Origin of the sequence: Streptomyces sp. NPDC006544 (assembly GCF_040611715.1) — a bacterium.
In the GTDB taxonomy this organism is placed as follows: domain Bacteria; phylum Actinomycetota; class Actinomycetes; order Streptomycetales; family Streptomycetaceae; genus Streptomyces.
In genome coordinates this window covers 16,391-28,396 of the sequence record NZ_JBEXOV010000005.1, presented here as the reverse complement: position 1 = coordinate 28,396, position 12,006 = coordinate 16,391, and the positions used below count along the sequence as shown (strand labels likewise).

The 12,006-nt window shown below is 73.0% G+C and carries 13 protein-coding genes; 3 read left to right on the top strand and 10 right to left on the bottom strand.

Features of this window, described 5'->3' with window-relative positions:
* Nucleotides 1–18 precede the first annotated feature (18 nt).
* The gene (locus ABZY44_RS03720; RefSeq protein WP_356649939.1) at nt 19–1,431 is read left to right on the top strand and encodes a GH1 family beta-glucosidase; all 1,413 of its coding nucleotides are present in this window, start codon (nt 19–21) and stop codon (nt 1,429–1,431) included.
* Nucleotides 1,432–1,434: 3 nt separating this feature from the next.
* Here ABZY44_RS03720 and ABZY44_RS03715 read toward each other — a convergent pair whose 3' ends face one another.
* From ABZY44_RS03715 to ABZY44_RS03705, 3 genes are read right to left on the bottom strand one after another with little or no spacing between them, the layout of a single operon-like run.
* A complete protein-coding gene (locus tag ABZY44_RS03715) occupies nt 1,435–2,295 on the bottom strand; it encodes a hypothetical protein (protein WP_356649938.1) in 861 nt (286 codons plus the stop codon).
* Entirely contained in the window at nt 2,292–2,948 is a 657-nt protein-coding gene (locus ABZY44_RS03710) for a response regulator transcription factor (protein ID WP_356649937.1), read from the bottom strand. The genes ABZY44_RS03715 and ABZY44_RS03710 overlap by 4 nt, the downstream gene beginning before the upstream one ends.
* Nucleotides 2,936–4,183 carry a histidine kinase gene (locus ABZY44_RS03705; protein ID WP_356649936.1) on the bottom strand — a complete coding sequence of 416 codons (1,248 nt, stop codon included), beginning with the start codon at nt 4,181–4,183 and terminating at the stop codon, nt 2,936–2,938. Before ABZY44_RS03705 ends, ABZY44_RS03710 begins: the two co-directional genes overlap by 13 nt.
* A 175-nt stretch (nt 4,184–4,358) precedes the next feature.
* Here ABZY44_RS03705 and ABZY44_RS03700 point away from each other — a divergent pair, with 175 nt between their 5' ends.
* Complete coding sequence (locus ABZY44_RS03700) at nt 4,359–4,760, top strand: hypothetical protein (RefSeq protein WP_356649935.1); 402 nt, start codon at nt 4,359–4,361, stop codon at nt 4,758–4,760.
* A 77-nt stretch (nt 4,761–4,837) separates the two neighbouring features.
* Here the strand turns inward: ABZY44_RS03700 and ABZY44_RS03695 are convergent, their stop codons facing one another.
* The 7 genes from ABZY44_RS03695 to ABZY44_RS03665 all read right to left on the bottom strand — a co-directional run bounded on the left by ABZY44_RS03695 (nt 4,838) and on the right by ABZY44_RS03665 (nt 10,086).
* Nucleotides 4,838–5,170: a TcmI family type II polyketide cyclase gene (locus ABZY44_RS03695; RefSeq protein WP_356649934.1), complete on the bottom strand. Its 333-nt coding sequence runs from the start codon at nt 5,168–5,170 to the stop codon at nt 4,838–4,840.
* Between the two features lie 23 nt (nt 5,171–5,193).
* Entirely contained in the window at nt 5,194–5,673 is a 480-nt protein-coding gene (locus ABZY44_RS03690; RefSeq protein ID WP_356649933.1) for an SRPBCC family protein, read from the bottom strand.
* A gap of 1 nt (nt 5,674) precedes the next feature.
* Entirely contained in the window at nt 5,675–5,932 is a 258-nt protein-coding gene (locus tag ABZY44_RS03685; protein ID WP_356649932.1) for a phosphopantetheine-binding protein, read from the bottom strand.
* A gap of 18 nt (nt 5,933–5,950) precedes the next feature.
* A complete protein-coding gene (locus tag ABZY44_RS03680; protein ID WP_356649931.1) occupies nt 5,951–7,186 on the bottom strand; it encodes a beta-ketoacyl synthase N-terminal-like domain-containing protein in 1,236 nt (411 codons plus the stop codon).
* Nucleotides 7,183–8,457 carry a beta-ketoacyl-[acyl-carrier-protein] synthase family protein gene (locus ABZY44_RS03675; RefSeq protein WP_356649930.1) on the bottom strand — a complete coding sequence of 425 codons (1,275 nt, stop codon included), beginning with the start codon at nt 8,455–8,457 and terminating at the stop codon, nt 7,183–7,185. Before ABZY44_RS03675 ends, ABZY44_RS03680 begins: the two co-directional genes overlap by 4 nt.
* Nucleotides 8,454–8,900: a cupin domain-containing protein gene (locus ABZY44_RS03670; protein ID WP_356649929.1), complete on the bottom strand. Its 447-nt coding sequence runs from the start codon at nt 8,898–8,900 to the stop codon at nt 8,454–8,456. Before ABZY44_RS03670 ends, ABZY44_RS03675 begins: the two co-directional genes overlap by 4 nt.
* Before the next feature lie 73 nt (nt 8,901–8,973).
* The gene (locus ABZY44_RS03665; protein ID WP_356649928.1) at nt 8,974–10,086 is read right to left on the bottom strand and encodes a SchA/CurD-like domain-containing protein; all 1,113 of its coding nucleotides are present in this window, start codon (nt 10,084–10,086) and stop codon (nt 8,974–8,976) included.
* A gap of 222 nt (nt 10,087–10,308) precedes the next feature.
* Between ABZY44_RS03665 and ABZY44_RS03660 the strand changes: the two genes are divergently transcribed.
* A complete protein-coding gene (locus ABZY44_RS03660; protein ID WP_356649927.1) occupies nt 10,309–11,943 on the top strand; it encodes an FAD-dependent monooxygenase in 1,635 nt (544 codons plus the stop codon).
* Nucleotides 11,944–12,006: the final 63 nt, after the last annotated feature.

Here is a 12,006-nt window from a genome sequence, read left to right as displayed (position 1 = left end):
TCTCCCTGGAGTCCTCCCATGACCAGTGTCGACGCGTCCCCCGCCACGGGGACGGCGCTCCGCTTCCCCCCCGGTTTCCGGTGGGGCACCGCGACGGCCGCGTACCAGATCGAGGGCGCAGCCGCCCTGGACGGGCGGACGCCCTCGATCTGGGACACCTTCAGCCATACTCCCGGCAAGGTGCTGGGCGGCGACACCGGGGACACCGCCGCCGACCACTACCACCGGATGGCCGAGGACGTCGGCCTGATGAAACGGCTGGGCGTGAGCGACTACCGCTTCTCGGTGGCGTGGCCCCGGGTGCAGCCGACCGGACGCGGGCCCGCCGTACAGCGGGGGCTCGACTTCTACCGGCGGCTGGTGGACGCGCTGCTGGAGGCGGGGATCCGGCCGGTGGCCACGCTCTACCACTGGGACCTGCCGCAGGAACTGGAGGACAGCGGCGGCTGGCCCTGCCGCGACACGGCCGAGCGGTTCGCGGAGTACGCGGGCCTCGTCGCGGGGGCGCTCGGGGACCGGGTGGCGAGCTGGACCACCTTCAACGAGCCGTGGTGCGCCGCCTTCCTCGGATACGCCTCCGGGGTCCACGCCCCGGGCCGCACGGAGCCCGAGGCCGCGTTGCGGGCCGCCCATCACTTCAACCTGGCCCACGGGCTGGGCGTGCGGGCGCTGCGCGCGGCCCTGCCCCGGTCGGCGGAGGTGTCGCTGACGCTCAACCTGCACGCGGTGCGGTCGCTGACGGACTCGGCCGCCGACCGGGACGCGGCGCGGCGGATCGACGCGGTGGGCAACCGGATCTTCCTCGATCCGGTCTTCCACGGGCGCCTTCCGCGGGATCTCGTCCGGGACACCGCCGCGCTCACGGACTGGTCGTTCGTCCGCGACGGTGATCTCGCGGCGGCCAGCGAGCCGATCGACTGGCTGGGCCTGAACTACTACTCCCCCACGGTGGTCGCGGCCGCGGAGCCAGGTCCTCCCGGCACCGAGGCGTCGCCGTGGCCGGGTGCGGAGGGGCGCGTACGGTTCCTGCCCGCACCCGGTCCCCGTACGGCGATGGACTGGCCGGTGGACGCGGACGGACTGTACGAGCTGCTGACGCGGCTGCGCGACGAGCTGCCCGGGGTGCCGCTGCTGATCACCGAGAACGGTGCGGCGTACGCCGACTGCCCCGATGCGCGGGGAGCGGTGCACGATCCGGAGCGGATCGCGTACCTGCGGGGTCATCTGGCGTCCGTGCACCGGGCCATCGAGGACGGGACGGACGTACGCGGATACTTCGTGTGGTCGCTGCTGGACAACTTCGAGTGGGCGTACGGCTACAGCAAGCGGTTCGGGATCGTCCACGTGGACTTCGCCACGCAGCGGCGTACGCCCAAGGACAGCGCGCGCTGGTACGCGGAGGTCATCGCCCGGGGCGGGCTCGCGCCGTGAGGCTCAGCCCAGCAGGTCCAGGTACCGGGCGTCCGCGCGGCCCGAGCCGACGGTCAGGTCCAGGGTCCGCGGGGAGGCCGGGTCGGACAGCCCCGCTCCGAGGTCGACGCGGCCCCAGCCGGTCCGGGAGGTGACCCGGAACGTGGTGGCGTCGGGGACGGTGAGGGCGAGCCGGCCCGATCCGATGTCGGCGGTGACCTTCCCCGGCGGGGCGACGCAGTCGACGGCGGCCCGGCCCGAGCCCATGACGAGTTCGATCTCGGGTGAGGTGAGGGCCGTGGCGGCCACCCTGCCGGAGTTCACGCGGGCCCGGACCGGGCCGCGCAGCCCGGTGAGCCGGACCTCGCCGGAGTCGACCCGGGCGTCGACGGCGCCGCCGAGGCCTCCGATGTCGATGCGGCCGGAGTCCGCTTCGACCGTGACCGGCAGGCCGGCGGGCACGCCGACGCCGAGCTGGACGGAGCAGGAGGGTTCTCCGGTCGGCCAGGAGTCCTCGTCGGGACAGCGCGGCGTCAGCGTGAGGGTGCCGTCCTGCCAGCTCTCCTCGACGACGGGCTTCTTGCGCGACCAGGCGACCTCGGCGCGGTAGCCGACCTCTTGGTCCCCGCGCGGGCGGACCGTGATGTCCGCTCCGCCGCCCTCGATGCGCAGGGCGGTCACCGGATGGCCGGCGCTGCCGCCGTGCAGGGTGCCGGTGCGGGTGACCCCGTAGACCCCGGCCTGCCACGCGGCGGGCAGGGCGACGAAGACCGCGCCGAGCAGGGAGGCCAGGATCCAGGGGATGCGGTGGCGGGGGCGTGCCGGCGGGGCGGTCTCCGCCGGGGAGGGGGCCCGGGTCTCGGCGGGGGTCCCCGGCGGGGTCACGGGGCGCCGTCCAGGAAGCGCAGGACGGCGAGGACCCGGCGGTGGTCGCCGTCGGCGACGGGCAGGTCGAGTTTGGCGAAGATGTTGTTGATGTGTTTGGCCACCGCGCTCTCGCTGACGACGAGTTCGGCGGCGATGCCGGCGTTGGAGCGGCCTTCCGCCATCAGGGCCAGTACCTCGCGTTCGCGCGGGGTGAGGCGTTCGAGGGGGTCGGGGCCGCCGCGGCGGCGCAGCAGGAGCTGGGCGACGACCTGCGGGTCGAGCGCGGTGCCGCCGCCCGCGACACGGCGCAGGGCGTCGATGAACTCCTCCACGTCGGCGACGCGTTGTTTGAGGAGGTAGCCGATACCGGCGCCGCTCTGGGTGGCGAGCAGGTCGGCGGCGTAGCGCTCCTCCACGTACTGGGAGAGGAGCAGGACTGCGGTGCCGGGGCTCTGCTGGCGGATCATGAGGGCTGCGCGGACGCCCTCGTCGGTGAAGCCGGGCGGCATGCGGACGTCGACGAGGGCGAGTTCGGGCTGGTGCTCCTCGACGGCGGCGAGCAGGGACTCCGCGTCGCCGGTCTCGGCGGCCACCTCGAATCCGGCCATCTCGAGGACTTTGACCAGTCCGATGCGCAACAGGACGGAATCCTCGGCGATCACAGCCCGCACGGCAGCTCCACAGTCACGGTGGTCGGGCCCCCGAGGGGGCTGTCGATCATGATGGTTCCGTCGACCGACCCTACGCGCTTGCGCAGGCCGGTCAGTCCGGTGCCCCCGGCGGGGTCGGCGCCGCCCACCCCGTCGTCGGTGACGGTGAGGCGCAGCACGTCGGCGGCGGTCCGGGCCACGTGGACCCGACAGCGCTTCGCGCGGGCGTGTTTGGCGACGTTGGCGAGGGCTTCGGAGACGACGAAGTAGGCGACGGCCTCCACCGTGGGTCCGGGGCGGACGGCGAGGTCCACGGTCAGTTCGACGGGCAGGGGGGCGCGGGCGGCGATGCCGGACAGGGCCGCGTCGAGCCCCCGGTCCTCCAGGACGGCCGGGTGGAGGCCGCGGACGAGGCTGTTGAGTTCCTCGATGGCCTCCTTCGCCTCGCGGTGGGCCTCGTCTATGACGGCCTTGGCCTCGGGGGCGAGTCCGGGCAGGGTGGCGCGGGCTATGCCGAGGTTCATGGCCAGGGCGACCAGGCGTTGCTGGGCTCCGTCGTGGAGGTCCCGCTCGATGCGCCGGCGTTCGAGGTCGGCGGCGTCCAGGACCCCGGCCCGGCTCTCGGCGAGGTCCTCGACGCGGCGCTCCAGTTCGCGGGCCCGGTTGGGGCCCAGGAGCGCGAGGGCGGCGCCGGCGTCGAGCCGGGCGAGGAGCAGGGCGAACCAGGGTGCGGCGAGCAGCAGCAGGCCGCCGAGCGTGGTGAGCACGTCGTACTGCCGGCTCCAGCCGGGTCCGACGGTCTCGGGCAGCGCCCAGGACCATGCGTAGACGGTGGCGCAGACGGCGCCGGCGGCCCAGGTGAGGACCAGCAGTCCGCCACCGAGGGCGGCGAGCGGGCTGACGAGGAAGTGGTAGCCGTACTGCCGCCAGGTCGCCTCGGAGCGCAGCCGTTCGGTCAGGCCGCGGACGCTGCGCCAGGGATGCGTGCGGACCACGGGCGGTATGTCGACACCGAGCAGGGACCAGCAGCGGTTGCGCTGGAGGGCGGTGAGCAGCGGTGACAGCGCGACGACGAGGAGCAGCGGGACGGGGCTGTGCCCGGGGGCGGTGAGGAGGAAGACGAAGCCCGCGGCGAGGGGCAGGGCGGGTGGGATCGCGGCGGTGGTGAAGGCGGTGTTGCGCCAGGCCCAGGCGGACCAGGGCGCGTGCGCCATGGTCCAGGTGTATGTACGCCGCAGCGCGCCGGAACTTGCCATGTACGTACGGTAATCGCCCTGGCCAAGGGGTTGCCATCTCCCTGGTGCCCGGTCGGGGGTGTAGCTGGCACCACCCCCGGTTCGGAACGTGGGGCTACTGATTCGGGCGGCCCGGCGGACGAGTCTTGTGGTGTGCCCGGCGGACGGACCGCGGGGCGGAAGGAGACGCGCAGCCATGGCCCTTGTCGCACCGCAGGTCCTCACCCGTTCGGCCGGCCGGACCGCTCCCCGCACGGCGACGGTGATGACCGGGGCCGGTCTGGCGCTGGTGCCGTGGATGGTGGTGCTGGCCAGGACGCTGCCGCAGAGCGCCGAGGTCTCCCACTGGGCCACCGCGTGGATAGGCCTGGACGTGATGCTGGCGGCGGGGCTGACGGGGACGGGGCTGCTGCTGCGCCGCCGGGACAGCCGGGTGGCCCCGGTCGCGGCGGCGACGGCCGCGTTGCTCGTGGCGGACGCCTGGTTCGACGTCACGACCTCGGCCGGCGGCGAGCAGGTGGTGGCGCTGCTGCTCGCGGCCGGGGTGGAGCTGCCGCTGGCCGCGCTCTGCGCGTCGGTGGCGGCCCGCCGGGCGTGAGCCGCGACGGTGGCGGGCCCCGCACCAGGTGGGTGCGGGGCCCGAGGCCTGCCGGTCGCGCGGTGCGCCGCGTACGGCTATCCCGTACGGGGGCGCTCCCAGCGGTAGAACTCCTGGGCCATGGCGTCCTTGGGGCTGCGCCAGGTCTCCGGGTCGTGCGGGCTGATGTAGGCGGTCAGCCGGTCGCTGAGGTCCCGGAACTCGGGGTGGTCGGTCACCTGGGCGATGGCCGGGCCCGGGGGGCGGTCGGAGTCGATGAGGTGCATGTACACGTCGCCGAACTGGAAGAGGCTCCGGCGGGTGACTCCGACGAGGTGGGGCAGTTCGCCCGCGTCCGACGCCGCGAAGAGTTCGGCGATGTCGGGGGCGGACTGCGGCGCCATGCGGGCGACGATGAGGGCGCGGTGCATCGGGAGTGACGCTGCCTTTCTTCTCAGACGCGGGTGGCGGCGGGCGCGCGGCTCTCGCGTTCGCGCTGTTCGATCTTGTCCCGGATCAGTTCCAGCTGGATCTTGGAGTTCTGGTTGATGCGCTCGGTCATACCGGCGTCGTCGACGGGGGCCTGGGGCTTCATCGCGAAGTCCTGGGTCCACACCATCCGGGTGCCGCCCGGCACCTCGAAGTACTGCCAGTGGATGTCCATGTGCTCGAACGGGCCGGTCTCGACGCGGCGGGCGCGCACGGTGCGGGTGACGGGATCGGGGGTGCGCTCGGAGACCCAGCTCCACACCGTGCCGTTCTCGTCGGGGTGCATGGTCAGGCGGAAGCGGGTGGTGAGCCCGTCCTCCTCCAGGATCTCCAGCGAGGCGTACTCGCTGAACAGGCTCGGCCAGGCGGAGAGATCGTTGGTCATCTCCCAGACCGTGTCCATGGGCGCGTTGACGGTGATCTCGTTCTTGGTGTGCCCTGTCATCTCAAGCTCCTGTCATCAGGCTGGCGTTGACGAGTTCGAGGAACTCCTTGGGGGTCTTGCAGCGGTCCGCGTCGGTGGGCAGGGCCCGGCCGCGCTGGTTCTCCAGCAGGCCCACGATGCCGAGCAGGCCCAGCGAGTCGAGGCCGAAGTCGTCGAACTTGGAGTCCGGGCGCCTCGTCATCTCGGCCGGGTCGACGGTGATGCCGGCGCCGGACTTCATCAGGGCGGCCAGTTCCTCGACGGTCAGTCGTTCGGACATGAGCGGCTCCTTCTGTCTCTAGGAGGGTTTACGGATCACGAGCGCGGCGTTGGAGCCCATGAGGCCCCGGCTCAGGACGAGCGCGGTGCGCAGCCGCGCGGGGCGGGCGCTGCCGGTCACCACGTCGAGGTCGTGGCACACGTCGAAGACGTTCGGCGTGGGCGGGACGACGCCGTGTTCCAGGGCGAGGACCGCGGCGGCGGTGTCGAGTGCCGGAGCCGCGCAATAGGCCCGGCCGGTGCCCGTCTTGGGCGCCGTGACCGGGACGGTGCGCCCGTGTCCTCCGAGGGCGGAGAGGATCGCGGCGGCCTCGGACCGGTCGGCGTCGGGGGTGCCGATCGCGTCGGCGAAGACCACGTCCACCTCCTCGGGGGCGCAGTCCGCGTCCCGCAGGGCGCCCCTGATGGCGTGGGCGAGTCCCTCGCCGCACTCGTCCTCCGTCTCGTGGTGGTGCGGGCCGGTGAAGGTTGCCGCGTGCCCGGCCAGGACGGCCCGGACGGAGGCGCCGCGGTGCAGCGCCGCCTGTTCGTCCTCGACGAGGAACATCGCGCCGCCTTCGGCGGGTACGTAGCCGCAGGCCTTGTCGGTGAACGGCCGGTAGGCCCGTTCGGGGTCCTCGTGGGTGCTCAGCGCTTCGTATCCGAGCTGGCAGACGATGGAGTAGGGGGCCAGGGGCGCTTCGGTGGCTCCGACGAGCATGGCCCGGCTGCCCTGCCGGATCGCCCGGGTGGCGTGCGCGAAGGCGTCGAGACCGCCCGCCTCGTCGGCGGCGACCACCCCGCACGGGCCCTTGAGGCCCCGCCGGATGGAGATCTGCCCGGTGCTGGCGGCGTAGAACCAGGCGATGGACTGGTAGGGGCCGACGTAGCGCGGTCCCTGCTCCCACAGGTGCTGCAGTTCCCGCTGCCCGAACTCGCCGCCGCCGGAGCCGGCCGCGGTGACCACGCCGACCGAGAAGGGGTCGTCCTCGTAGTCGGCCCGGCCGAGCCGGGCGTCCTCCAGGGCCAGGTCGGCCGCGGCGAGGGCGTGGTGGGTGTAGCGGTCCGTCTGGACGAGGAAGCGTTCCTCGACCACGGAGGCCGCGTCGAAACCGCGTACCTCGCCCGCGATGCGCAGCGGCAGGTGCTCGCAGCCCTCCCGGGTGATCCGGCCGAGGACCGAGGTGCCCGACTGGGTGGCCTTCCAGAAGGCATCGGCGCCGATGCCGTTGGGTGCGACGACCCCGATGCCCGTGATGACGGTGCGCGCGCTCACGAGACCACCTCCTCCTTGGGCCGGGTCATGACGACCGCGGACTGGAAGCCGCCGAAGCCGCTGCCGACGGAGAGCACACTGCGCAGGGTGCGTTCGCGGGCGACGCGCGGGACGTAGTCCAGGTCGCATTCGGGGTCGGGGGTCTCGTAGTTGGCCGTCGGCGGGACGACCTGGTGGGTCATCGCCAGGACGCAGGCGGCCAGTTCGATCGCCCCGATCGCGCCGAGGGAGTGCCCCACCATGGATTTGATGGAGGTCATCGGCGTCTTGTAGGCGTGGTCGCCCAGGACCCTCTTGACCGCCGCGGTCTCGTGCCGGTCGTTCTGCTTGGTGCCGGAGCCGTGCGCGTTGACGTAGTCGATCTCGCGCCCGTCGATCCGGGCCTGCGCGAGGGCGGTTTCGATGGCGCGGGCCATCTCCAGGCCGTCGGTGGTCAGCCCGGTCATGTGGTGGGCGTTGCCGAAGGTGGCGTAGCCGCCGATCTCGCAGTAGACGGTCGCGCCGCGGGCGCGGGCGTGTTCCAGCTCCTCGAGGACGAGGACGGCTCCGCCTTCGCCGAGGACGAACCCGTCGCGGTCGGCGTCGAAGGGCCGGGACGCGTGGGCGGGGTCGTCGTTGTTCGGGGAGGTGGCCTTGATGGCGTCGAAGCAGGCCACGGTGATGGGCGAGACGGGTGAGTCGGAGGCGCCGGCGATGCACACGTCCATGCGGCCTTCGGCGATGGAGTGGACGGCGTACCCGATGGCGTCGAGCCCGGAGGTGCAGCCGGTGGAGACGGTCTGGACCGGGCCCCGGGCTCCCGTCTTCTCCGCGACGGCGGAGGCCAGGGTGGCCGGGGTGAACGCCCGGTGCAGGTGGCGTCCGGCGAGCCGGTGGTCCACGTCCCACCAGGCCCCGGACTGGCTGACGGCCACGTAGTCGTGCTCCAGGCGGGTGGTGCCACCCACGGCGGTGCCGAGGGAGACTCCCGTGCGCCAGGCCTCGTCGGTGGTGAGGTCGAGTCCGGCGTCCCGCAGTGCCTCGCCGGCGGCGACCAGGGCGAACTGGATGTACCGGTCCGCCCGGGCCGTTTCCTCGGCGCCGAGGCCGTGCTCCGCGGGATCGAAGTCGACCTCGGCGGCTATCCGTGAGCGGAAGCCGGCCGGGTCGAAAAGGGTGATGCCTCGCGTCGCCGTACGGCCGTTGGCCAGCAGGTCCCAGAAGGCGGCGGTGCCGATCCCGCCCGGGGCGACGACGCCGACCCCGGTGACGGCCACCCGGCGGCGGGTCACGACACCACTCCGGCCCGGTCCGGCGGCCGCTCCCAGGCGGTGCCCTCCGGGTGGACGGCCTCCTCGGTGTCCACGTGCCCCAATTTCGGGTCCGGGGCCAGCGGGCCGAGGTGGAAGACCATGCGCGCCTCGGTGTCCCCGACGTTGCGGAAGCGGTGGCGCACGTTGAGGGGGACGAGGAGGCCCTGGTCGGTGCGCAGCGGGTGGGCCTCGCCGTCGAGGTCCACTTCCAGCGTCCCGCTGACCACGTACACGAACTCCTCGGAGTACGGGTGCAAGTGCTCGGCGATGTGCTCGCCGGGGGCCATGATGGCCAGACCCATGAAACCGCTCGTGCAGCCCACCGAGGTCGGGGTGAGCACGGCCCTCAGGTCGCCACCGCGCCTGGTGTTGGGCTGGGTGTCACTGAGGTCCACGATGTGCGGTGGGTGTCGTCTGGTCATGGCGGTGTTCCTCCTGGCGGTGGGGAGCCTGGACGGGGCTGGCGGGTGGGGACCGGGGTGGCGCCGCTGCGCGTCAGTGCTCGGCGGGGGCCCGGCGGTCGGTGATCAGGCGCATGGTGTGGCGGACGGCGGACGCGGAGCCGCAGTCGTCGGGGGAGAGCATCAGTCGGGCGAGGACGGCCGCCTTGCGCGGTCCGCGGACACCGAAGGCGGTCTCCAGTCCGGAGCCCTGCGAGCCGCGCACGTCGATGAGGCGTACGACGATGTCGTCGCGCTGGAAGATGCTGCTGCTCACCGTGGGGGCGTCGGGCCGGTGGGCGGCGGCCTCGTCCTGGCGGGCCAGGAACTTGGCGAGCGCCGGGCCGCAGCCAGGCTTGGCGGGGTAGTAGAGCGCGTGCCTGCGCACGTCGGAGCGGTCCTCCGCGCCGGCTTCGCGCGCGGCGACGTGGTGGACGGCCGGGAGCGCGGCCCGCATGAAGAACATCCGGGCGGACTCGGGGTCGCCGAGGTCGCGGTCCTGTTCCAGGTACGGGTTGATGGCCTCTTCGACGGCCCGTACCTCGGGCTGTTCGGAGACGTGCCGCAGGGCCGACATCAGGTCGCCCCGCACCTCCACCGTACGCACGACGCGGTTGCCGTGCATGAACAGCGAGGTCCGGCAGAGCCGGGTGTGGCCGTCGACGTCGGCGGCCGGGGAGGCGTAGCTGGCCAGGAGCTCGGCCACGGCTTTCTCGCTGCCCGGCTTGACCGTGAAGGTCAGGGCGTGGCGCACGAGGTCGGCGCCGAGCCGCGGCGCTTCCTGCAGCCGTGCGCCGACGGCCCGGCGGTCGTCCCGGTAGCCGCGGCCGGTCTCGCGCAGGACCGTGTACTTCAGCGGCCGCATGGTGCGGGCGCAGGCGCCGAGCGGGCGCACCTGCTCGGCGTGGTGCTCGCTGTTGACCCAGGCGAGGTACTGCGGGGCGCTCTCCCACTCGCTGGTGATGAGCCACTGCGAGGGGTTCTCGAAGGACTGGCAGAGCTGGTCGCTGATGTGGCCCGGTTCCGAGGCGATGTCGTGGCGCAGCTGCTCGTAGGCCTCGAAGAAGCGTTGCTGGGCTCCTTCGTGGAGGTCCATCAGCAGGACGACGCGGAGCATCGAGCCGTCGAAGGCGGACTGCGACACCCGTTCGGACAGCGTGGTCGTCATCTGCTCGCTCCTTCGTGAGAGGCCCTTCGTCGAGGGCGTTGAGTTCCTTCGCGTGCGAACCCTCGTCCGGGGCTCCGCTGTCGCTCATCGTCATCCCGTGGCGCACGGACCGCTACATCTCCGGATCAAGCGGGTGACAACCGGCGGATCTCCCGGGCCCGGCCGCCGATCGGGGGCATAAAAGAGTCCCCTCCCCCCACAGAAATCAGGAGCTCGCAGCTGATGGAACACACCGCAGATGTCCGCGTACCGGTTCTCGTCGTGGGCGGCTCCCTCGTGGGCCTGTCCACCTCGCTGTTCCTGAGTCGCCACGGCGTCAGGCACCTGCTCGTCGAGAAGCACGCCGGCACCTCCGACCACCCGCGTGGGCGGGGCATCAACGCCCGGACCATGGAGCTGTTCCGCACGGCCGGGGCGGAGGCCGAGATCCGTCGGGCCGCCTCCGTGCTGGAGAACAACATGGGCATCATCCAGACGGAGTCGCTGACGGGCGGCGACCACAAGTGGCTGGTCAAGGCCATCGACCCGGACGGGGCGCTGAGCAAGTTCAGTCCGACCGGCTGGTGCGTGTGCAGCCAGAACAACATCGAGCCGATCCTCGCGGCGCAGAGCCGCGCGCAGGGGGCCGACGTCCGGTTCTCCCACGAGCTGATGAGCTTCGACCAGGACGCGACCGGGGTGAACGCCCTGGTCAAGGACCGGGAGACGGGCGAGCACCTCACCGTGCGCGCCGACTTCCTGATCGCGGCGGACGGCCCGCGCAGCCCCGTGCGCGAGCAGTTGCAGATCCCCCAGACGGGCAGCGGCGAGCTGTTCCACAACGTCAGCGTCACCTTCCGGTCGCGGCAGCTCGTCGAGGTCCTGGGCGACCTGCGGTTCATCGTCTGCTACCTGATGAAGCCGGGCGCCGACGGGGCGCTGCTGCCGGTGGACAACGACACCCAGTGGGTCTTCCACCTCCCCTGGCACCCGGACCGGGGCGAGACCCTGGAGGACTTCACCGAGGAGCGCTGCACCGCGCAGATCCGGGCCGCGATCGGCGTCCCGGACCTGGACGTGGAGATCGGCGGCAAGGCGCCGTGGCACGCGGCCGAACGGGTCGCCGAGCGGTACTCCTCCGGCCGGGTGTTCCTGGCCGGCGACGCGGCCCACGAGATGTCCCCCACCGGGGCGTTCGGCTCGAACACCGGTATCCAGGACGCTCACAACCTGGCCTGGAAGATCGCGGCGGTCCTCGACGGATCGGCCGGGATCGGGCTGCTCGACACCTACGGGGTCGAGCGTCTTCCGGTGGCACTGGCGACCGCCGAGCGCGCCTCGGCCCGGTCGGCGGAGCACAGCCACCCGGGGTACGCGCCGCCGCCGACCATGGGCGGCGGACCGGGCAGCGGGGTCCTGACGACGGCGATGGCGTACGCGTACCCGCGCGGGGCGGTCGTCGGCGCCGACCCGGACCGGCCGGTCATCCCCGAAGGGCTGCGGATGAAGGGCGATGTCGGCACGCGCGCCCCGCACCTGTGGCTGACCCGGCGCGACGGTGAGCGTGTTTCCACGCTGGACCTGTACGAGCGCTCGTTCGTGCTGCTCAGCGGCGCGGACACGCCGTGGCAGGCGGCCGCGCGGCAGGTGGCCGAAAAGCTGTCCGTGAAACTGGACGCCTACACGATCGGCTCCGCTCCGGACTGCGACCTCGTGCAGGCGGCGGAAGCCGACTGGACCGCGGTGCACGAGCTGACGGAGGCGGGCGCCCTGCTGGTGCGGCCGGACGGGTTCGTCGCGTGGCGTTCGCAGGGCGCGGTGGCCGATCCGCGGGCCGCGCTGCTCGAGGCGCTGTCGACGGTGCTGCGCCGGGCCTGAGCGGCGGATCGACCGGATGGTCCCCCTGCCGCCGGCCCGTGAGCGGGCCGGGGGCAGGGGCGT